The organism is Rhizobium sp. SG2393 (genome assembly GCF_042610495.1).
Lineage (GTDB): Bacteria > Pseudomonadota > Alphaproteobacteria > Rhizobiales > Rhizobiaceae > RU20A.
The window spans coordinates 1088654-1110664 of the sequence record NZ_JBHGAP010000001.1; the positions used below are offsets into that span (position 1 = coordinate 1088654).

A 22011-nucleotide genomic window follows, 5' to 3' on the forward strand; every position below is an offset into this window, starting at 1 on the left:
ACATGTCCAGCCGGCGCGTGATCGCTTCGGCCTCGGACAATGCGGTTCAACACGGGCGCATGGGGTGTCGAAGGTGATCCCGCGATCACTGACGTGTTGCCCAATGATCCCCGCGGTGTCCGGCAGGTCGCACGAAAACACCCTCCACAGGGCGCGTTCCGTGGAGGGTGCCTTATGAACCGACCGCTGCCGGAACAGATCCGGGCGCCGGGCGGTATCAATCCGAAGAAATCCGTCGCGTTTTCATGCGCGAGCCGGTGCCGCCGGGCAAAGCCGCGGCACCGTGTTTTCCCGTTGAACCTTAACGGCCGAGCACCGGGCAGCCGCGCACATTGGCGAAGCTGATGGTGCGGTAGTCGCCGAAGCGGCGGCCTTCGACAACCACGCGGCGCGGCGTCACATCGACGACCTGGGCACGGCGGAAGCCGTAGTCGCGGGCCTTTTCGACGGCGAGGCCGGGGTGGCAGCGGCCGCGACGGTCGCGGTCCCAGCGGTCATGGTGACCCCAGCGCGGCCGCTCGCGCATGTCGACACCACCGGGGCCGATGCGGAATTCGAGCGTATCGGCCTTGGCGGCCGGCGCCGTGACGGCCATGCCGGTGAGGCCCGTCAGCGCGACGGAAAGCGTGATCACGGCGGTCTTCAGAAAGGTCTTCATCGTCGTCTCCATTGTCCGGGCCCGGCGCTCTGTCCTGCGCCGCCGGCCATGTGGCTGTCCTGAAGGCTGCCCCTCGTTCGAGATCGGGCATCCCTCTGATGATCGGGCGGAAGAGAAGAACCGCTTCCCCTGCGCCCATCGGGAGCGGGCCTATCCGCTCCATTGACGATCACTATAGAGGATCAAGCTGAACGCTGCCGGAACTGGCCGTTCATGCCCCATTCAGCCGGGCGCCTGCGTCCGTCAGCGCGCCAGCATTTCCTCGAAAACCCGCGTATTGCGATAGTGGCTGAGGCGCGAGACGGCACCATCCTCGAATTCGAAGATGAAGACGCTGGGGATCGCATAGCTCTGCTGCCGCGCTTCGGGAAAGCCGGTCATGGTCTCGCGATAGGTGCCGTGCGCGGTCACATCGGCGGCGACCCGCTGACCGAAGGCATCGTGCATCAGCACGATGTCCGAGAAGGTCTCGTCGAAATGCCTGAGATAATTGGCAACGGCGATGCGCAGCGGCTCGGCGCCGATGGTGCGTTGGCCTGTCAGGGAATCAAGCGCCACGTCTTCGTCAAGAAAGGCGGCGATCGTGTCGAAATCCCTGCGGTTCAAGGCTTCGATGAAGCGACTGACAACGGTCTGGGCATCGGTCATTGGGGGTCCTCCGGCTCGGCGGGTTCGGTCCCGCCTTTTGGTGGTCGCGATCATCCCGCAGCGGGACGGTCTTTCCACCGCACGGGAAAGGCTGCTGCCGGGCACACGCCGAAAGCGATAACGCCAAAGCCTTGAAGACGTTCCCGAAAACGGCGCGCCATGACAGACAAATGACACTCGGTGTACGCCATCAGATTCGCGCCACACGCGCGATTTGTCCAGCACCTCGTCGCTGCGGCGAAAGCGCCCGCACCCACTCATGCCGACAGGTGCAGCACGATCTCGCGCCTGTGCGGACGAGCCCTGTGTTCGAACAGATAGAGGCCCTGCCAGGTGCCCAGCACCATGCGGCCGGCATGCACGGGAATGCCGATCGACACGGCCGTCAGCGCCGCCTTGATGTGGGCAGGCATGTCGTCCGGCCCCTCGTCGCGGTGGACGAGATAGGCCATGGCAGGGTCATCTGCCGCCGGCACCAGGCGGCGGAAGAAGGCGTCGAGATCGCGGCGCACATCCGGATCGGCATTCTCCTGGATCAGAAGCGAGCAGGACGTATGCCGCACGAAGACGGTCAGAAGCCGCTCGCCTGCCCGGCCAGCGGCCTCGGACACGAAGTGGCTCGCCTCCCGGGTGAACTCGTAGAGCCCCGCACCGCGCGTCTCGATGACCATCATCCGCTGCGGCATGACACCCTCCCGCGAGCCGATCCGTCCGCTATTCCATCCGCACGGTGACGAAGCGCAGCTCGCCGGTCTTGTTGGCGATCATCAGCAGCGCGTTGCGCCGGCCGTCGCTCTTCAGGCTGTCCACCCGCGTCAGCACGTCCTCGGGCGTCGTCATGGCCTCCTGCGCGACCTCGACGATCACGTCGCCGGCCTTGAGGCGCCGTTCGGCCGCCGCCGTGCCCGGCTTCACCTCCGTGATCACGACGCCTTCGACATCCTCGCTGATGCCATATTTCTTGCGGGCGGCATCATCGAGTTCGGCGAGCTTCATGCCGAGAACGCGGCCATCGGCCGGCATCTCGACGGCCGGCGGATCTTCGGGCGCTGCGTTTTCGTCGGACTGCTCCTGCCCCTCCTCGGGCGCCACGGTCGGGTTTTCTTCCGCGCCGGCAGCGGCAGCCGCTTCGCTGTCTTCCAGGCGGCCGAGCGTCACCTTCACGGTCTGCTCCTTGCCGTCGCGGATCACGACGACATCGACCGCCTTGCCAACCGGGCTTTCGGCCACCACGCGCGGCAGGTCGCGCATCTCGCCGACATCCTTGCCGTCGAAGCGGATGATGACGTCACCCGTCTTGATCTCGCCGTTTGCCACCGGCCCGCCGGTGATGATGCCGGCCACCAGCGCGCCGCGCGGGCGCTCCATGCCGAGGCTCGCGGCAATATCGTCCGTTACCGGCTGGATGCGCACGCCGAGCCAGCCGCGCCGCGTCTCGCCGAAGTCGCGCAGCTGCTTGATCACGTTTTCCGCAAGCTCCGTCGGCACCGAGAAGCCGATGCCGATCGAACCACCCGACGGAGAAATGATCGCCGTGTTGATGCCGATGACCTCGCCATACATGTTGAACAGCGGGCCGCCGGAATTGCCGCGGTTGATGGCGGCATCCGTCTGGATGAAGTTATCGTAGGGGCCGGCATTGATGTTGCGCCCGCGCGCCGAAACGATGCCGACAGTGACCGTGCCGCCAAGGCCGAAGGGATTGCCGATCGCCATCACCCAGTCGCCTATGCGCATCTTGCGCGAATCGCCGAAGGGAACCGCCGTCAGCGGCTTCTTGGGCTCCACCTTGAGGAGCGCGAGGTCGGTCTTGGTATCCTTGCCGATCAGCTTGGCCTTCAGCTTGCTTCCATCGGCAAAATTCGCCTCGATGTCATCGGCGCCGTCGATCACGTGGTTGTTGGTGACGATGTAGCCTGCGGGGTCAATGACGAAGCCGGAGCCGAGCGAATTGACGGTGCGCGGCCGGTTGCCGTCCTGGCCCTGCCCCTTGAAGAATTCGTCGAAGAAATCCTGGAAGGGCGAGCCTTCCGGCACCTGGGGCATTGGCGCCTTGTCCTCGTTCTTCACATTCTGCGAGGTGGAGATGTTGACGACGGCGCCGAGCAGGCCTTCCGCAAGATCGGCGACGGAGGCCGGGCCCTGCTGCGTGGTATTGGCAGGCCGCGTCTGCGCAATGGCAGGCGTGACCGGGGCGATGGCGCCGGAGACAAGCACGAGTGCGCTCGACAGCGCCAGAAGGCGGCGGGTCGCGGGACGGATCGAAGGCAGCATGAAAACCTCTCGTGTCGGGTCGGGCTGAAAATGGCCGGCCGGGCCTGTTCATGCCCCGCAGTCCGCCCTTGTAGCCCGACGATGGACCTCAAGATAAGGCGGAATGAAGACGCGTCTACAGACTTTTTCGGCTGCACACCGCAACGTGAGAAGAAGGCGCGTGCGCCACCTGCGGCAGGTCAGATGATCTCGTGCCCGAATTCGCGCATCGCCTTCAGCGCCTTCTCCAGATCGCCGCCGGCGATGAAGACATAGTCCGTGCTGAAGGTGGAGTTGGCGAAAATGGCAACGCCGACCGTGGAAAGCGGCTGCAGGAGCGCGGAAAGAACGCCGGGAACATCGACCGGAAAATGATCCTCGATGCGCAGGCAACGCCATCCGCCGGATGTCTGGACCGTTGCAGGCACGCGGGCTGCGCGACAGACGAGCGTCATCTCCTCGCGCGAGCTGGACACCGTCCAGAAGCCGGGGCCCGGCAACCAGTGGGGAATCTGCGAGCCAACGTTCAGCCGCGTGATGGCATATTCGGCCTCCACGAGACGGATCAGCAGCTTTCGGGACATGTGTTCAACCTCGGAGAAGCCAGGCGGGACCGGCGCCGGCAAACATGCGGCCCGGCAGCGCCGGACGCAATCGGTCTTCCGGTATTTGCGGCAGCAGACGCGCCCTGTCTACAAGAAAACGTCGACAGGAAACGGCGGCGTAAAACAAAGAGAGGGGCCGGCGTCAAACCGGCCCCTCTCGGACGATCATGGCGTGGCGGCCGCGACCGCCACCGCCGTACCTTACTGGGCCGGCTGTGCCTGCGGCTGGGCGGACGGGGCGGCCTGCGTCCCGGACGTCGCGGCCGGAGGTGTCGTGCCGTTCGCATTGTTGAAGAAGCGGAAGAACTCCGAATCCGGCGACAGCACCAGCGTCGTGTCCGCGCTGCCAATCGAGGCCTGATAGGCATTCATCGAGCGGTAGAACTCGAAGAAGCTCGGGTCACGGTTGAAGGCATCCGCGAAGATGCGCGTCCGTTCGCCTTCGCCCTCACCGCGCAGGATTTCCGAATCGCGCTGCGCTTCGGCGACGATCTCGACGACCTGGCGGTCGGCGATGGCGCGGCGGCGCTGGCCCTCTTCGTTACCGCGGGCGCGGATCAGCTCGGCTTCGGCCAGACGCTCGGCCTTCATGCGGTCGAAGGTCTGCTGCGAGACTTCCTGCGTCAGGTCGGTCCGGCGAATGCGGACGTCCTCGATCAGGATGCCGAGGTTTTCGGCGTCCCGCGTCAGGTCCTGACGCACTTCGCGCATCATCGAGGCGCGCTCTTCGGAAAGGGCGGCTTCGAAGCCACGCAGACCGTAGACCCGGCGCAGCGACGCATCGAGACGGGTGCTGAGACGCGCCTGCGCCGACAGACGATCACCCGAGACCGATTCGCGGAAGCGGCGGGCATCGGCGATCTTGTAGACCACGAAGGCATCGACCTCGTAGAACTTGCCGCCGGACACCTGCACGCGGATATTGTCGAGGTCGAAGCGCAGGGCCTGCTTCTCGACATACTGCACGCGGTCGGCATCCATGAAGGCAAACGGCAGCTTGAAATAGAGGCCCGGCTCGGTCTTGACCGACTGGATCTGGCCGAAGCGCACCACGACCGCCTGCTGGCGCTGGTTCACGACGAAGATGGACGAATAGAGCGCCAGTAGCACCACGCCGAAGACGATCAGGAAAATGGGAAGACGGCTACCGTTCATCACTGGGCCCCTCCCGTCACCTGGCCGGCCGTGGGACGGCCGATCTCGTTCAGCGGCAGATAGGGCAGCACGCCCTGGCCGTTCTTCTCGTCGATGATCACCTTCTTGGACTTGCCCATGACATCCTGCATGGTTTCGATGAAGAGACGGCGACGCGTCACGTCAGGCGCCGCCTTGTAGGCGTCGTAGACGGAAATGAAGCGCTGGGCCTCACCCTCGGCCTCCTTGACGACGCGATCCTTGTAGGCGGCTGCCTCTTCGCGGATCTGCGCGGCCTGACCGCGCGAGCGGCCGAGAACCTGGTTGGCGTACTGGTTGGCTTCTTCCACGAAGCGATCCTCGTCCTGCTCGGCGCGCTGCACCTCGTCGAACGCATCGGCAACCTCGCGCGGCGGGGCCGCATCCTCGATCGCGACCGTGTTGACGGAAATGCCGGCGCCATAGGTATCCATGGTCGCCTGGATGGTCGTCTTCACGTCCTCGGCGATCGCCTGGCGGTTATCACGGAAGATGTCCTGCGCCGGACGGCGACCGACCACCTCGCGCATGGCGCTCTCGGCCACCTGCTGCAGCGTATCGGCCGGATCTTCCACGTTGAAGAGATAGGCCTTCGGATCCGTGACCGAATAGAGCACCGAGAACTGCACGTTCACGATGTTCTGGTCACCCGTCAGCATCTGTCCCGCGGCATTCTGGGTCGAGGATGCGCGCGCGCCGATATTCTGCTGCTGTTCCGTGACCTTCACGAATTCCACGGTCTCGAAAGGCCAGAAGTGGAAGTGCAGGCCCGGCATCGAGACCTCTTCCTTCGGCTTTCCGAAGCGCATCTCCACGCCACGCTCGTCCGGCTGGACGGTGTAGATCGAATTCATCAGCATGAAGCCGAGGATGAGAAGCGCGACGATCGCGACGACGCCGCCATTGAAGCCCCCCGGAACCACGTTCTTCAACTGGTCCTGTCCGCGGCGGATGATTTCCTCGAGATCCGGCGGTCCGCCATTGCCTCGACCGCCACCGCCGCCTTTCGGACGGTTCGGGCCCTGCCCCCAGGGTCCGCCCGGCCGGTTGTTACCGCCGCCGCCGCCCCATGGGCCGCCGCCATTCTGATTGCTCCAGGGCATCAAATCCTCTTTAGTTGAACTCCCTCGGCACCGGCGCGCCAATTGCTCGCGCGGCCGCTTCCCGTGATCCCGTTATAGGTATCGAAACATGGGCTTTCAACGCACAGCACCCGGCAACAGCTGAAATGCCGCAGAATTGTTCGTGAAGTGCGCAAAAGGGTTTACGAACGGCGGGAATAGGTGACGAAACGCATGGGATGGCTGTCTTTTTCGCCCTGCGGCAGGATTTCCTGGAAGCTGCGGACGAAGCGATCCGGGTCGATTTCGGGAAAACGCGTATCCCCGTCGATGTCAGCGCCGACCTCGGTCACATAGATCAGATCCGCCTCATCGATCGTCTGGCGGTAGATCTCGCCGCCACCGATGATGCAGACGTCGTCCACCCCGAGCCGCCTTGCCTCCAGGCGCCCGAGAGCAATCGCTTCGGCAACGGATCCGACAACCGCCGCGCCGTCGGCGACGAAGGAGGAATCGCGCGTGACGACAATGTTCGGCCGCCCCGGCAGCGGCCGGCCGATCGAGGCCCAGGTGCGACGACCCATGATGACAGGCTTGCCCATGGTGAGCGCCTTGAAGCGCTTGAGATCGGAGGGCAGGCGCCACGGCAGATCACCATTGCGACCGATCACGCCGTTTCGCGAAACGGCCACCACCAGCACCAGTTTTGCCTCACTCATCCTATGCCACGCCGCCCGCAGACGCGCTCCCTGTCAGACGGCCACCGGCGCCTTGATGCTCGCATCCGCCTCGTAACCGACGAGTTCGAAATCCTCGTAGCGGAAACCGAAGATGTCCCTCACGGCCGGATTGATCTTCATCAGAGGCAACGTCTTCGGCGTACGGGTCAATTGCTCGCGCACCTGCTCGAAATGGTTGGAATAGATATGCGCATCGCCGAGCGTATGGACGAAATCGCCGGGCTTCAGCCCCACCACCTGCGCCACCATCATCGTCAGCAGCGCATAGGCCGCGATGTTGAAGGGGACGCCGAGGAAGATGTCAGCCGAGCGCTGGTAGAGCTGGCAGGAAAGCCGGCCATCGGCCACGTAGAACTGGAACAGGCAGTGGCAGGGCGGCAGCGCCATGTCGTCCACCAGCGCCGGGTTCCAGGCAGACACGATATGGCGGCGGGAATTCGGATTGGTCTTCAGCCCCTCGATCAGATTGGCGATCTGGTCGACATGGGTGCCGTCGGGTGCCGGCCACGAACGCCATTGGTAACCATAGACCGGCCCGAGGTCACCGTTCTCGTCCGCCCACTCGTCCCAGATCGTCACGCCGTTCTCCCGGAGGTAGGCGATGTTGGTGTCGCCCTTCAGGAACCACAGCAATTCGTGGATGATCGAGCGCAGGTGCAGCTTCTTGGTCGTCACCAGCGGAAAGCCCTCGGAAAGATCGAAGCGCATCTGGTGGCCGAAGACGCCGCGCGTGCCGGTGCCGGTGCGGTCGCCTCGGTCGATGCCGTTGTCCATCACGTGGCGAAGGAGGTCGTGATACTGCCGCATGGCGCCGGTCCCGTTGTCTGGAAGATCGTGCGGACCCTACCCCATAGGTCCTGCCGCTCCAAGCGCGGCCTACGACGCGTCCACCGCTTTCGCGGGGATGTCCGCCTGCAGACTATTTTTCCCGCCCCCTTCCCTTCATCGTTCTGACATCTTATATCCTTCGGGCCGTCTTCGGGCGGCTATGGCAATAAACGGACGATGAAATAAACCTATTGGACCCGGGGGCGGTACCCGGCGCCTCCACCAGGAACCGGCGGACGATCACGGCGCGGCCGGCTGCTGATGGGGGCGAAATAGGATCGACAAGGGTGTAAAGATCGCTCTTTTGCTCGGCATTGTACCACCGTTATCGGGCTAAAATTGTAGTTGCAAACGACAACTATGCTGAAGCTCGTCTCGCTGCTTAATCGCAGTGCGACACTTCAAATCAAGCCCTTGCGGGTAGCACCGTAAGGCGGGGTCCGAAGGCACCTGGCAACAGAAGCCTTCACCTTCTTTCCTTCTGCGAAATCGTTTATACCTTTTCAGGATTCGCTTGCGGGTCTTTCCTGCACGCGTGGCCGGTGGCATAAGATCGGTCAGGGTTCGAGTTGAAGAAGATTGGAAAACAATGTCCCAGGACCACATCCGTTATGACATTCTGGCCCAGGACGCGCTGCGCGGCGTGATCCGGAAGGTCCTGTCCGAGGTTGCCACCACCGGCCATCTCCCGGGTGACCATCACTTTTTCATCACCTTCCTCACCGGCGCGCCGGGCGTGCGGATTTCCCAGCACCTGAAGACGAAGTATCCCGAGCAGATGACAATCGTCGTCCAGCACCAGTTCTGGGATCTCAAGGTCACCGAATCGCTCTTCGAAATCGGCCTGTCCTTCTCCGACACGCCCGAAAAGCTCGTCATCCCCTTCAATGCCATCCGCGGCTTCTATGATCCGGCTGTCAATTTCGAGCTGGAATTCGACGTTGCCGCCATGGATGACGAGGACGAGGACGGCGCGGAGATCACCGCTTATCCGCTGGCTCCGGTCGAGCGCAGCGACGACAAGGCCGGCTCGGAGACGGGCGAAGAGGGCGGCGACAAGCCGGCCGGCGCCTCCGTCGTCTCCCTCGACGCGTTCCGCAAGAAGAACTGATCGATCAACCGGAGAGACGCCATGGCGGCCGAGATCATCAATCTCCGCATGGCCCGCAAGCAGAAGGCGCGCGCCGACAAGGAGCGCGCCGCCGACGCCAATCGCCTCGCCCATGGCCGCACCAAGGCCGAGAAGACGCTGACCCGGGCGCTGAAGGATCAGGCCGAGCGCCGACTGGACCAGGGTCGCCTCGAAGGCACGTCCGGGCCGGATGGATCGAAGCCTGAAAAGCCGGAGTGATCAGCGCCTTGCCGGAGCCGGCGGACTCATTTTTCGAAGCCTCTCAAGCCCCGTGTCAACACCGCGATGATCCGCAAACATTCCGCAACCCTTCACGGTCACCGAACCAGCTTCACCCTGGAAGAGGCCTTCTGGCAGGAATTGAAGGCGATCGCGGCTGCGCGCGACATGGCGCTGGCACGCCTGATCGCCGAAATCGATGACGGGCGCGATGCGGAGACCAACCTCTCCTCCGCCATCCGCCTCTATGTTTTCCATTGGGTGAAACAGGCCGGCCAGCCGCTTGCCTAGAGTACGTCCAGCAAAATTGCGTTAGCGGTTTTGCATCCGGACTGCGTCAAAACAAACAGATAGAGTATTTCAGGTGTTCCCGTTTTCACCGGAAGTGCTCTAGACGACAGCCTGAACGGCTCAGCGAACCTGCGCAAAACGTGGGCGAGGCTCCTGGCCACGCGTGTCCTCCGGCACATCCCCGGCGGCCAGCGTCACGCGGTTGCGGCCATTGCGCTTCGAGGCATAAAGAGCTTCGTCGGCGCGGTTGAAAACACGCGCAAACTCCGAAGGTGTCGTGAAGGCGCATGCACCGACGCTGACCGTGATGGGATGCGCTTCCAGCGAGGCCGGGCGCGCCATGGTCTCGATGGCAAGGCGCACGTGCTCGCCAACGAGCGTCGCCATATCTGCCCGAAGACACGGAAGCAGGATGCCGAACTCCTCGCCTCCGAGCCGCCCCACAAGAGCACTCCGGCCTTCCACGGCAGCCTCCAGGCTCCGGCCGATCGCCACCAGCGCCTCATCCCCGGCCCTGTGTCCGTGACAATCGTTGATCTGCTTGAAGTGATCGACATCGATGATCAGCAGCACGCCGGATCGTGCGTCACGATCGGCAAGCACGCCCTCGGCCTCGGCAGTGAAGGTGGCGCGGTTGAGCACGCCGGTCAACGCATCCAGACGGTTCAGCCGAAGCAGCCTGTCGTTGCTTTCGGAGAGTTCACGCAGTTTGACGGCAAGGAAAGCAAAAATCGGCAGGCCGAGCCCCAGCGGCAACCCAAGCGCAAGTGCAAGGGAAACGCGCATGACCTGCCAGCCGAACGGCGCGATGAAATAGGCCGTCACCGCCGAACAGAGCGCCGCACAAACAACAGCACCGCCGACCGTCAGTACCCAGAAATTCAACCGCGAGATCCGCGTCATGACCTCGCCGCCTCCATGCGTCAAGCTTCACCACGAAAACGATAGAAAAATACCTCTAAGACTTTTCTAATCGGATGGGAAGAATGCATCGGATAGCGCAAATATCATAAAGGAAGACATTACGGGGATATCGAAGATACGAAACGCAGAAGAAACATAATATCATATGATTTTTAATCTTCGGCCTCGAGATCAAGAAGGCGATCATGTCTTGCGGCGCCTTATCCGACCGTAGTGAAACGAGGATCGACACGGTTATTTTTCTTTAAACAGATCCTGGAGCACCGGCCTGAGCGACGCAGATGACAATCCGTCGGCCGAAGCGCGATCCCTTGGCTACCGGGCAAGGCGGGACATGGAAAAGCATGCGGCAGTCCGACGCCATCCCGTGACCGGCAGAGATGCTGAGGTGAAAGAGAGCGGCGCTGTGGTCCAGTTGAGGCGACAGACCGGCGTCGGCAAAAGACGACATAAGAGCCGAACATCCGGCGCGCGCCTTTACGGACGGCGACCGGAGCCCGTCAGTTGCCTGTCGCGCCGGAAACCGGGGGCGGCAATTCTCCGCCGCGCGTCACCGCGTCCGGTCCGGTGATGGGCGTTGCCCGCTGCGGCACCGCCTGTTGTTCGGCCGCGCGTCGCGCTGCCGCTTCGGCCGCCTGCCGGTCGGCCTCTGCCTTGGCCTTGCGTGCAGCCTCGGCTTCTGCGGCCTTTCGCGCCTCTTCCTGCTTGCGGATCTCAGCCTCCACGCGGATCTTCTCGGCCCGCTCGGCGGCAGCCTTGCGCAACCGTTCTTCCTCGATCGCGCGGAGCCGATCACGCTCCCGCTCCTCGGCCCGCGCCTTGTAAAGAGCGGCCTCCCGTCGCAGACGCTGCTTCTCGATCACGGCAGCCTGAAGGATCTCGACGCGCCGCCGCTCGCGCTCGAAGGCGCGCAGCGACAGGAAATTGGAGAGATCGGCGACATCGAGACTGACCTGGGGTGCGGCAAGAGCCCCAGCAAAATTCAGCGTCACCGCCGGCTCGGCGCCGGACATCGCCTGGTCGCCCGGCTTGAAGCTTGCCTGGAGCGCACCGTCCAGCGTCCGGTCGGCAAGCTCAAGGGCCGCATTGGCCGTGAAGAGCGCCGAATCATCGCCGGCCGCCACCGACTGTAGACGCAGCGTTCCCCCTGCTATGTTGAACGGCAGGCTCACGGTCTTGAGGCTGGTCTGCCCCGAAAGCACGCTCCGCTCTGCCTCCGGCAGAAGACGCTCCGGCTTCAACTCGCCGTCCATTCCGTCTGCGGCTTTCAGCAGCGGTTCAAGCGCCTTGCTGTTCAGCCCCGTCACCGTCACGTCGGAAAGCGTCGCCGAGCCCGAGCCGCTCAGCGTCTGCGCAACGTCTGCAACACTGGCCCCCGTGCCCTCGACCGACACCGAAAGATCGCCCTTGCCGGAAAGTACCGGCGCGCCTGCACGCATCCAGCTCATCTGCGCCAGGTCGGCGCCGGCAAGATCGACCCGCGCGCTGAACGTCGCCGCCTGATTGCCGCTACCGGCCGATATGCGGCCGGAAAGCTGGCCGCCCACCCATGTCCCGGCCATGGCGTCGAGCGTCACGGCATCCCCGGTAAAGGCGAGCTTGCCCGTAAAGCCTTGGACAGGCGTGAGAAGGCCCGTATCGAACGTCCCTGCCGAGAGATCGATGGCGATATCCACGCCGTTCCAGAACGGTTGAGCCACCGGGGTCCGCGCCAGCCCACCGCCGCTCACGTCCTCGACCGGCCCGAGCACCGTCTCGCCCAGCCAGGAGAGTGCGGCGCGATCGACGGCGATCTTGCCGGTGACCTTGGCCTGCGCCGCATTGCGATCAAAACTCAGCTCGCCCTTGAAGCCGTTGCCATCGGCCTGCCCGTTGATGTCGTTGACAGCCACCGCACCGCTCGTCGTCACCAGCTTCGCCGTCATCTTGACGGGAAGCCCCGTCCCCGCACCGGGCAGCGCCACGCCCTTCAGCAGCAGGAACGGTTCGAGGTCGCGACTGTCGATCGTCACGGTCTGCTCGCCCTCGAGGAAGCGGTCGCGGTCAAGGCTGAAATTGCCGTTGGCGGCAAGCGACGTCCCCTCAGCGGTAAAAGTGACGGCACCGCTCCCGGCCCCCGTGTCGTCGCTTTGCAGGCGCAGCGACAGCACGCCGTTCGGCTCGAGATCGAAGGGCAGCGGATCGAAGCCCGCCTGCCCCATCAGCGTCAGCGTCGTTGGGTTTTCCAGTGTTGCTTCCAGGACCATGCTTTTGCCGGCCAGCGCCCGCAGGAAATCGGGCACCTGGTAATGGGCGGCAATCCGCGTGCCGTTTGCCGTGCCGATCACGCCGAAGGTCACCGGCGCATTGCCGTCCTTGCTACCGGCCGTCAGCGTCAGGTCGAGCGCCGCATCTGTATAGTATCCCCCGCCGCGCACGAGCCGCTCGAGCAGCGGATGGGAGGGAACGTGCCGCGCCACGAGCCCGATAAAGGGCGCAAGATCGGCTGCGGCCAGCTTCATCTTCGCACCGATGATGGGCTGTGTCAGCGAGCCGCTGACCCGGCCGGATGCCGCAAGCTTGGCGCCTGCGAGATCGCCGACCGACAGGCGCTCGATCTGCAACTGCCCGCCCTTGGAGGTCAGTACGGCCTGCACGTCGCGCGCTTCCTCGCCGAAGGCTGCAAATGTATCGGCCTGCAAATCGATCGCGATCGTATGGGCGAGGATGGCATCGGTGGAATTGTCGCCGGCGACAATGCCGGTCAGCGCGCGCAACGCATCGATATCGACGCGATTGCCCTTCAGCGCAATGGTCAGCGATGGGGTCTGGTCGGGCAGCGACTGGCGCTCGATATGGCCTTTCAGCGTCGCCGGACCCGCGGCAATCTCAAGGCCCTCGAACTGCTGGAGCGTATCGGTCAGATTGACGGACGCCGAAAAGCCCGCAGTCTTCAGCGAGCGCAGCGAGGGATCGACAGAGCCGGCAAGCCAGGTGGCAAGGCCGGAAGGCTGGTTCGATGCGATCAGGAGATCGCCGCGAAAGGCGCGCTCGCCCTTCAGTGTCAGCCGGCCCTTGGCCTCCAGCTGGGTCCGCCCCGGCAGCAGCGCCACGGCGTTCTCTACCTGCCAGCCGTTGCCATCAGGCACCACATCGAGCCTGACGTCGCGCACCGTGGTATCGCCGACGACGATCGCCGGCAGGCGCAGGCTGGCGCGACCCGGCACCTGCGGGATCGGGATATCGGCGACAATGCCCAGCACCGCCTGCAAGCGCTCGCGCATCGAAAGCGACGGATTGCGGGACGTCTTGCCCGCCTCGCCACCGGCATTGCCGATCCGGCTCACGTCGATCTGCTGGCCATCGGCCACCAGCAGGAAGCGCTGTTCCTTGCCGGTATCGAGTGTGGCTTCGCCGGTCACAAGATAAGGATCGTCGCGCGGGCCCACTTCCAGCCGGTACTCCGGCACGCGCACGCTTTCGTTCGTCAGGGCAAACTTGCCCTTCAGCCGCGGCGGCAACTCGTTCGAGCCGGCGTCCTTCTGGTCGCTCTCGCCATGCACCAGCGTGAAGTCGCCTTCATAGACCGGCTTGAAATCGACAATCTTGACGAGACCGTCGAGATCCACACCGAAGGGCCGTGCATCGGGCATGACGCGTGCGCGAAGCGGCAGGCCCTCCGCTTCGGAAGCGGCTCCGGTCGTCAGCGAGAAGCCACCGGTCTCCCCGTCCAGTGCCGCACGCCCGTCGATCCGCCAGGGTCCCGCGAGCGACCGGGCCGAAACCGCAGCAGAAAGATCGGTGATCCGCCGCGAACGCCCCGTCTGCTCGTCGATGAAATCGATGCTGCCGCCGGTGATCTCGACATTTTCCAGCACAACCACCTTGGCCGGAATGACCGCACGACGGCCGCGCGCCCAGTCCAGCGTACCATCCGGCTGGAGGCGCAGCGTCGCCTTCGGCTCCTCGATGCGCATGTCGAAAATGAAGGCCTCGCCGCTGAGGAACGGGGCGAGCTCGGCATCCATGGAAAAGCGGGCGACCTGGATCAGCGGCTGGCCGCTTTCGCCCTCGCCAACGCGTACGTCATTCAGCGTCACGGAAGGAAACGGCAACAGACGTGCGTCCACACTGCCATGGACGACGACAGGCTTTCCGAGGATCTGGGTCGCCTGCGCCTCGAACTCGCGGCGGAAATTCGTCCAGTCAACGAAATAGGGCGCGATGAGCGCCGCAAAAAGCGCCACCACCAGAAGCCCGCCGATTGTCACCAGTATGCGCGACAGCACTCGTCTGTTCCCGTTCCCGCCCGTCGAGGCTGTTGCCTGAGGTCGCCGGCCGTTCCGACCGGGCCTTTACCCTACATAGCCGCCCGCATCCGCGCCGACAGCAAAAATCTTGCCCGGATTGAAGATCATCTGGGGATCGAGCGCCTGCTTGATGCCGCGCATCAGCTCCAGCCCCTCGCCATGCTCGGCGGCGAGGAACTTCATCTTGCCCTGCCCCACCCCGTGCTCGCCGGTGCATGTGCCATCCATGGCAAGCGCCCTCGCATTCAGCCGGGCGACGAAGGCCATCGCACGCTCCAGCTCCACCGGATCCTGATCATCGAAGATCAGGCCAACATGAAAGTTCCCGTCGCCGGCATGGCCGACGATCGGCGCAAGGAAGCCGTTCTCGGCAATGTCGGCCTGTGTCTCCATCACGCAATCGGCCAGACGCGAGATCGGCACGCAGACATCGGTGGAGAGGATGCCGGCACCCGGCCGGAGGCTCTTCTGCGCCCAATAGGCGTTGTGGCGCGCCTTCCACAGCACCGCCCGCTCGGCCGCATCCGTCGTGGCGCGAAAATCGGTGCCGCCGAAGTCCGCGGCAATCTCCGAAAACTGCCGCATCTGCAAGGCCACCGTCTCCGGCGAACCATGAAACTCCACGAAAAGCGTCGCGGTCTCCGCAAGCGTCAGGCCGGAATAGGCATTGCTGGCCCGAACCTGCGTGTCGTCCAGAAGCTCGATCCGCGCCACGGGAATGCCGCTCTGGATCGTGAGAATGACGGCCTTGCAGGCATCCCCGACGCTCGGGAAGGCACAGACCCCGCCCCCGATCGCTTCCGGAATGCCGTAAAGCTTCAATGTGACGGCCGTGATGACGCCGAGCGTGCCTTCCGCACCCACGAAGAGCCGCGTGAGATCGTAGCCGGCCGAGGACTTGCGGGCGCGCCGCGCCGTGCGCACGATCCGCCCGCCGGCGGTCACCGCGGTCACGGAAAGCACGTTGTCCTTCATGGTCCCGTAGCGCACCGCATTGGTGCCCGATGCCCGCGTCGAGGTCATGCCGCCGATCGAGGCATTGGCGCCGGGGTCGATCGGGAAGAACAGACCGGTGTCGCGCAGATAGGTGTTCAGCGCCTCGCGCGTGATGCCGGGCTCGACCGTGCAGTCGAGGTCGTCGGCATTCACCGACAGCACCCTGTCCATCCGCGACAAATCCAGGCTGATGCCGCCGAAGGGCGCGTTGACATGGCCTTCCAGCGAACTGCCGGTGCCGAAGGGAATGATCGGGAGCCCATACTCGCCGGCCGCGATCACCACGGCCTGCACATCCGCCTCGCTTTCGGCAAAGATCACGGCATCAGGCAGTTGCGGACGAATGTAGGTCGTGGTGTTGGCGTGCTGCGAACGGATCGCTTCGCCGGCCTGGAAGCGATCGCCAAACCGCGCCCGCAGATCGGCAAGTCCCGCTGCACGCCGCTTTTCGGCATCCCCGTCCAACCGCGTCCCGTGCATGACCATCCTCCTCGCCCGCGCCCGCCACTCTCCGCCGGAGCCGCACCCACTCCCCGGTGCACCCTCCCGACCAAGCGTCGAAATGCTGCATTTTCAGGGCGCTACTGTGCAAATCGGAATCACTTTGTCCAGAACATGAATCAACACATCAAGAAACGGACAAAGGCGGCTCCGCAGGACCGCCTTTTGAAACCCGGCTGCGGGAAAGCGGACGCGGCACCTACTCCGCAGGCTGGGCCGCCAGCTTTTCGGCCGCGGCCATTTCCTCGGCCAGGCGCCGCTCTTCGTCCGCATGCGGCTTGGTCAACCGGGCAATGACGAGATAGGCGACGGGCGTCAGGAACAGCGTGACCAGCGTTGCAAGCCCGAGACCGCCGACCAGCACCCAGCCGAGCGCGATGCGCGCTTCCGCGCCTGCGCCCTGCGCCAGCACCAGCGGCACCGCACCGACGATCGTGGCGATCATCGTCATCATGACGGGCCGCAGGCGGATGTTGGCGGCGTCCTCGATCGCCTCGCGCACGCTCAAGCCCCGGTCTCGCAGCTGGTTGGCGAATTCCACGATCAGGATGCCGTTCTTGGCCATGATGCCGACGAGCAGCACCAGGCCGATCTGGCTGTAGACGTTGATCGTGGTGCCCGTCAGCAGCATGGCGAGCATGGCGCAGGCAAGACCCAGCGGCACCGTGATCATGATGATGACAGCCGAGACGAAGCTTTCGAACTGCGCTGCGAGCACGAGGAAGATGATCACCATGGCAAAGCCGAAGGTGATGATCAGGCCGTTGGCATTTTCGTTGAGCGTCGCGGCTTCGGCCAGCGGAATAATGCGCGAACCCGGCGGCAGCAGCGGCTCGGCCATCTGCTCGACCATGGTCAGCGCTTCGCCCAGCGCCAGCCCGTCCGTGAGACCGGCGGAAACCGAGACGGCCCGCAGCTGCTGCTCGCGCGTCAGCTCCGGCGCCACGGCCCGCTCTTCGACGGCAGCGATGGTGGACATCGGCACGATCTTGCCGTCGCCGGTCTTCAGGAAGATGTTCTGGAGGTCGGTCGGGTCGTTGACCGGATTGGTCGACGACATCAGCTTGACCGGATAGGCCTCACCCTCCACGAACACATCCACGACGCTCGACCCGTCCAGCATCGCCTGAAGCGCCGCGCCGAGACCCGTAATGTCGATGCCGAGATCGGAGGCCCGCTCCCGGTCGATGGTGACGAAGAGCTGCGCCTGGTTCGGCTCGTAATTGCGCTGCACGTTCTGGAAGCGCCCGCTGTCCTCCATCTGCCGGATGAGCGCGGACGCGGCATCGCCGAGCTTGGTGTAGTCATTGCCGACGATCGCGATCTGGAGGCCCTGGCCGGCGCCGCGAATGCCGAGACTGTTCGGCTGGTTCGTCACGGCACGGACCGACGGGATGCGCGCCGTGACCTTGTTGATGTCGGCCGCGATCGCCTGTTGCGTGCGCTCGCGCTCACCCCAGGGCGCCAGCGTCAGCACCATGAAACCCGAATTGGTCGAGCCGCCCTGGCCGGAGATCGAGAAGACGTTGGCAATCTCGCCGCTGTCGAGAAGCGGCTGGATACCATCCTCGATGCGTCGCATCTGCGACTGCGTATAGTCGAGCGACACGCCCTGCGGCGCGGTGATGCGCAGCATGACGGACGCGCGGTCCTCCTGCGGCGTCAGCTCCGATTTCACGCCCGTGAAGATCAGGAAGCCGGCACCGGTGAAGAGCAAGGCGACGATGAAGACCACGAGCGGCGCGTTGAGGCAGGCCCTGAGCGCATGGCGATAGCCGCCGGCAAAGACATTGCCGATCTTCCCCATCACCCCGCCGCCATGCTCCTTGTGGGTGGTCAGCATGCGCGAGGCCAGCATGGGGCACAGCGTCAGCGCCACGAAGGCCGAGAGCAGGATGGAAAAGGCGAGAACGAAGCCGAACTCGCGGAACAGGCCGCCCGTCTGCCCCGGAAGGAAGGAGAGCGGGATGAAGACCGCTGCCAGCGTCGCCGTCGTCGCGATGACCGCAAAGAACACCTCCAGCGTCCCGTGAACGGCCGCCGCCCGCGGCCCGAGCCCCTCGCTGCGCCGCCGCACGATGTTTTCCAGCACCACGATCGCATCGTCCACCACGAGACCCGTCGCCAGAACGATGGCGAGCAGCGTCAGGATGTTGATCGAAAAGCCCGCGAGATAGATGGCCACCACCGTCCCGATCAGCGCGATCGGCATGGTGATGACGGGGATCAGCGTCGCGCGCCAGTCGAGCAGGAAGAGATAGATGACGATGGTCACGATGATAACGGCAACGACGAGCGCGATCTCCACCTCGTGGATGGCGCCCTTGATGAAGTTGGCATCATCGCTGGTGATGGCGAGCTGCGTGCCCTCGGGGAGAATATTGCCCATCTGGCTGACGGCGGCGCGCACGCCGTCCGAGATCGACAGCGTGTTGGACTGCGCCTGCCGCACGATGCCGAGACCGATGCCGGGCTTGCCGTTGGAGCGCAGCGCCGTCTGCCCCGTATCCGGGCCGAGCGTCACCGAGGCGACGTCGCGCAGGCGGATGTTGGTGCCGATCAAGAGGTTTTCGAAGTCCTCCGGCGTCTGGAGATCGGCCGTGGCGCGCACGGTGATGTCCTGGCTGGTGCTTGTGATCGAGCCGGCCGGCACGTCGAAGGACGCTGTAGCGAGCGCCGTGCGCAGGTTCGCCACCGTCAGCCCGCGCCCGGCGAGCTTGGCCTGATCCACATCGATCCGGAACACCTTTTCCTGGTCGCCATAGACGGCGACGTCGGCCACGCCTTCCACGGCGGCCAGGCGGTCGCTGATCTCGTTTTCCACGAGCAGCGTCATGTCTTCCATCGACAGCGTGTCGGAGGTGAGCGCGAGCCGCATGATCGGCTGGCTGTCGGCATCGGCCTTCACGATGCGCGGTTCGTCGATGCCGTCGGGCAACTGGTTGCGGATGCGGCCGAGCGCATCGCGGATATCGTTGGAGGCCTGGCCGATATCGATGTTTTCGGAAAATTCCATCGTCACGCGGCTGGAGCCGAAGGACGAGCGCGAGGCGATCTTCTGGATGCCCTGCACGCGCGCGACTGCGCCCTCCACGATCGAGGTCACCTCGCGATCGATGGTTTCAGGCGATGCGCCGTCGAAATCGGTGGTGACGGAGACGACGGGGCGATCCACCTGCGGCAGCTCGCGGATCTCGACGCCGTTCAGCGCGGCAAGCCCGGCCACGATGATCAGCGTGTTGACGACAAGCGCGAAGATCGGCCGGCGGATGAAGAGCGCCGTGAAGCCGGCACTGCCGCCGGCCTTTACGGCAGCGGCCGTTCCCTGCCCTTCCGTCGTGTGAGAAACGGCGTCGGTCTTGTCAGCACTCATCAGCGCGCCCCTTCCGCCTTGGCCGTCTTGTCGGCGCCGGCCGGCGGGGCCGCGCCATCGCCGCGCGTCTGGCCGGCGACGGAAACGGCACCGCCGTCCCGCAGCCGCTGCACGCCTTCGGTCACGACCGGATCGCCATCGGCAAGCGAGGCCTCCACCAGCACCTTGTCGGGATTGCGCTGCACGATCTTCACCGGCACGCGCTCGCTCTTCTCGCCCGCCACGCGCCAGACGAAGGAGCCGTCGCCGCTCCACTGCACCGACAACGGATCGACGGTCGGATAGCGGTCGCCGTCGAAGGCCATCGTCACCGAAAACGACATGCCGGCCCGCAGCCGGTCGTCGGCATTGTCGATGCGGGCGCGCACGCGCAGCGTCCGGCTCGTCTGGTCGATGCGGTTGTCGACAGCGTGGACGACGCCCGACAGCGGGTTGCCGGGCTGGGCGACGGCCTGGGCCGTCACCGGCTGGCCGACCGTGATCTTGGTCGCGAAACGCTCTGGCACCCAGTAATCGACCAGAATTTCGGATCGGTCGTCGATATTGGCGATCGGGCTCGAGGTGGTGACGTAATCGCCGACATTCACCGTGATGATCCCGACGATGCCGCCCGTCGGGGCCGTGATGTCGCGGCGCTTCAGATCAAGTTCGGCCGCCTGCAGCGTCAGTTCCGCCCCTTGCAGCGTGGTCTCGGCGTCGCGCAGGTCCTGCACGGCAAAGGCAGAGGCATTCTTGCGGTAGCGCTCCACCTTCTCGCGCGCACTGTCGAGCGCGACCCGCGCCTGCCGCGCCGCAATCGTCTGGTCCTCGGAATCGAGCTTGGCGATCACCTGGCCGGTCTTCACGACATCGCCCGACTTGACGAGGATCTCGGTCAGGTTGCCGGTGGCCGACGGCGTGACCGTGACGGAACGGATCGCCTCGCCATTGCCGATGGCATTCAGCCGGTCATTGATGACGGCCGAACCAACCGGACGGGTGACGACGAGCGCCGGGCCGCCGCCGCGGCGCTGGTTGCCGCTTTGCGCCTGCCCCGCCTCGGTGGCCGGCTGGGCGGGCGCCAGTACCGCGACGACCGTGTCGGGCAGGCCTGCGGCGCGCAGCGTCCCGGCCGCGCCGGGCGACATCCGCCCCCAGACCGCAACACCCGCGCCGATCACGACAACGCTCACGACAACCTGTTGCCAAAGCCGCATCTCGTTTCATCTCCAAGGAAATCTTCGCCCGGATTGCGAGAGGCCCCGGGGCACGTCAAATGCTCATATGCCGCGATGATCTAGTCCGACTGTGCTGCATTGCAAACCGCCATCCGATCACAGAATGGGGAGGTTACCGAATTGTAATCCTTGCCGCGACGGGATCGCGCAAAACCTGTCCTTGACGCTGCCCGTATCGCGCGGCCACCTTCTGGATGCTGGGCCGACTGCCTTTGCAACCCGCGTCGGCCGGCAATCGGAAACATGGAGAGGGACATCCAATGTGCAATGCCTGCGTCATCGAATCCGTCAAATCGCGCATGCTCTCGCGCCGCAACCTGTTCAAGGCCTCCGCGGGCGGCGCCGCCGCGGCCGTGCTGGCCGCCAGCGCGCCCGTGGCACCCGCCTTTGCCGCCACGCCCGCGGCCGTCACCGACCTCACGCATGAGCTGTCGGAGGACACACCCACCTTCTTCGGCCAGAAGCAGTTCTTCCGCGAACAGAAGTTCAACTACAAGGAACACAAGTTCAATCTCTTTGAACTGCGCGTCAATGAACACACCGGCACCCATGTTGATGCGCCGCTGCACTTTTCCGAAAACGGCCAGTCGGTCGCCGAAATCCCGGTCGCCAATCTCGTGGTGCCCCTCGTCGTCATCGACATCCGCGCCAAGGCCGATGCAAATGCCGATGCGCAGCTGACGCCCGATGACATCAAGGCTTGGGTCGCAAAGAACGGCGATATCCCCGCCAATGCCTGCGTGGCGCTGAATTCCGGCTGGACCAAGCATTTCGGCACCCCGAAATTCCGCAATGCCGACGATGCCGGCAAGATGCATTTCCCCGGCTTCCACGTGGAGGCTGCGAAGTACCTGCTGGAAAACACCACCGCCGCCGGCATCGCGGTCGATACGCTCTCGCTCGATTTCGGCCAGTCCGCCGACTTCGCCACCCATTACGGCTGGCTGCCCGAAGGCAAGTGGGGCCTGGAAGCCGCCGCCAATCTCGACCAGTTGCCCGAAAAGGGCGCAACGCTCATCGTCGGCGCACCGAAGGTCAAGGGCGGCACCGGCGGACCGGCCCGCGTCTTCGCCCTCGTCTGAAATCGAACACCGGAAGCGGGC

The 22011-nt window shown here is 64.7% G+C and carries 18 protein-coding genes and 1 other RNA gene; 5 read left to right on the forward strand and 14 right to left on the reverse strand.

Annotated elements, in window-relative coordinates; genetic code table 11:
- Window positions 1-301: 301 nt before the first annotated feature.
- The 9 genes from ACED18_RS05215 to ACED18_RS05255 all read right to left on the reverse strand — a co-directional run bounded on the left by ACED18_RS05215 (window position 302) and on the right by ACED18_RS05255 (window position 7945).
- Complete coding sequence (locus ACED18_RS05215; RefSeq protein WP_377289652.1) at window positions 302-658, reverse strand: hypothetical protein; 357 nt, start codon at window positions 656-658, stop codon at window positions 302-304.
- 243 nt (window positions 659-901) lie between these two features.
- Window positions 902-1306 (reverse strand): ketosteroid isomerase-related protein, encoded by a 405-nt coding sequence (locus ACED18_RS05220; protein ID WP_377289654.1) that lies wholly within the window; start codon window positions 1304-1306, stop codon window positions 902-904.
- Window positions 1307-1563: 257 nt separating this feature from the next.
- Complete coding sequence (locus tag ACED18_RS05225) at window positions 1564-1992, reverse strand: secondary thiamine-phosphate synthase enzyme YjbQ (RefSeq protein WP_377289656.1); 429 nt, start codon at window positions 1990-1992, stop codon at window positions 1564-1566.
- Between the two features lie 28 nt (window positions 1993-2020).
- Window positions 2021-3580: a DegQ family serine endoprotease gene (locus ACED18_RS05230; protein ID WP_377289658.1), complete on the reverse strand. Its 1560-nt coding sequence runs from the start codon at window positions 3578-3580 to the stop codon at window positions 2021-2023.
- Window positions 3581-3759: 179 nt separating this feature from the next.
- Entirely contained in the window at window positions 3760-4143 is a 384-nt protein-coding gene (locus ACED18_RS05235) for an ACT domain-containing protein (protein WP_377289660.1), read from the reverse strand.
- A gap of 222 nt (window positions 4144-4365) precedes the next feature.
- The gene (hflC, locus tag ACED18_RS05240) at window positions 4366-5319 is read right to left on the reverse strand and encodes a protease modulator HflC (protein ID WP_377289662.1); all 954 of its coding nucleotides are present in this window, start codon (window positions 5317-5319) and stop codon (window positions 4366-4368) included.
- Complete coding sequence (gene hflK / locus ACED18_RS05245; protein WP_377289664.1) at window positions 5319-6440, reverse strand: FtsH protease activity modulator HflK; 1122 nt, start codon at window positions 6438-6440, stop codon at window positions 5319-5321. Before hflK ends, hflC begins: the two co-directional genes overlap by 1 nt.
- A 161-nt stretch (window positions 6441-6601) precedes the next feature.
- The gene (locus ACED18_RS05250) at window positions 6602-7117 is read right to left on the reverse strand and encodes a dihydrofolate reductase (protein WP_377289666.1); all 516 of its coding nucleotides are present in this window, start codon (window positions 7115-7117) and stop codon (window positions 6602-6604) included.
- 33 nt (window positions 7118-7150) lie between these two features.
- Window positions 7151-7945 (reverse strand): thymidylate synthase, encoded by a 795-nt coding sequence (locus ACED18_RS05255; RefSeq protein WP_377289668.1) that lies wholly within the window; start codon window positions 7943-7945, stop codon window positions 7151-7153.
- 125 nt (window positions 7946-8070) lie between these two features.
- Between ACED18_RS05255 and ssrA the strand changes: the two genes are divergently transcribed.
- The 4 genes from ssrA (at window position 8071) to ACED18_RS05275 (ending at window position 9608) form a co-directional block, all read left to right on the forward strand.
- Window positions 8071-8437, forward strand: a transfer-messenger RNA (tmRNA) gene (gene ssrA / locus ACED18_RS05260).
- A 118-nt stretch (window positions 8438-8555) separates the two neighbouring features.
- Window positions 8556-9077 (forward strand): SspB family protein, encoded by a 522-nt coding sequence (locus ACED18_RS05265; RefSeq protein ID WP_377289670.1) that lies wholly within the window; start codon window positions 8556-8558, stop codon window positions 9075-9077.
- A gap of 21 nt (window positions 9078-9098) precedes the next feature.
- Window positions 9099-9317: a DUF4169 family protein gene (locus ACED18_RS05270; protein ID WP_377289672.1), complete on the forward strand. Its 219-nt coding sequence runs from the start codon at window positions 9099-9101 to the stop codon at window positions 9315-9317.
- A 66-nt stretch (window positions 9318-9383) separates the two neighbouring features.
- Window positions 9384-9608 carry a ribbon-helix-helix domain-containing protein gene (locus ACED18_RS05275; protein ID WP_377289674.1) on the forward strand — a complete coding sequence of 75 codons (225 nt, stop codon included), beginning with the start codon at window positions 9384-9386 and terminating at the stop codon, window positions 9606-9608.
- Window positions 9609-9728: 120 nt separating this feature from the next.
- Here ACED18_RS05275 and ACED18_RS05280 read toward each other — a convergent pair whose 3' ends face one another.
- From ACED18_RS05280 to ACED18_RS05300, 5 genes are all read right to left on the reverse strand, one after another.
- Entirely contained in the window at window positions 9729-10511 is a 783-nt protein-coding gene (locus ACED18_RS05280; protein ID WP_377289676.1) for a GGDEF domain-containing protein, read from the reverse strand.
- A 521-nt stretch (window positions 10512-11032) separates the two neighbouring features.
- Entirely contained in the window at window positions 11033-14800 is a 3768-nt protein-coding gene (locus ACED18_RS05285; protein ID WP_377289678.1) for an AsmA-like C-terminal region-containing protein, read from the reverse strand.
- Between the two features lie 66 nt (window positions 14801-14866).
- Entirely contained in the window at window positions 14867-16297 is a 1431-nt protein-coding gene (locus tag ACED18_RS05290) for an FAD-binding oxidoreductase (RefSeq protein WP_377289680.1), read from the reverse strand.
- A gap of 220 nt (window positions 16298-16517) precedes the next feature.
- Window positions 16518-19691, reverse strand: a complete 3174-nt coding sequence (locus ACED18_RS05295; RefSeq protein ID WP_377289682.1) for an efflux RND transporter permease subunit — start codon at window positions 19689-19691, stop codon at window positions 16518-16520.
- Window positions 19691-20887 (reverse strand): efflux RND transporter periplasmic adaptor subunit, encoded by a 1197-nt coding sequence (locus tag ACED18_RS05300; protein WP_377289684.1) that lies wholly within the window; start codon window positions 20885-20887, stop codon window positions 19691-19693. The genes ACED18_RS05295 and ACED18_RS05300 overlap by 1 nt, the downstream gene beginning before the upstream one ends.
- 281 nt (window positions 20888-21168) lie before the next feature.
- Here ACED18_RS05300 and ACED18_RS05305 point away from each other — a divergent pair, with 281 nt between their 5' ends.
- Window positions 21169-21990, forward strand: coding sequence for a cyclase family protein (locus ACED18_RS05305; protein WP_377289686.1), 822 nt, complete (start codon window positions 21169-21171; stop codon window positions 21988-21990).
- The last annotated feature ends 21 nt before the right edge of the window (window positions 21991-22011 follow it).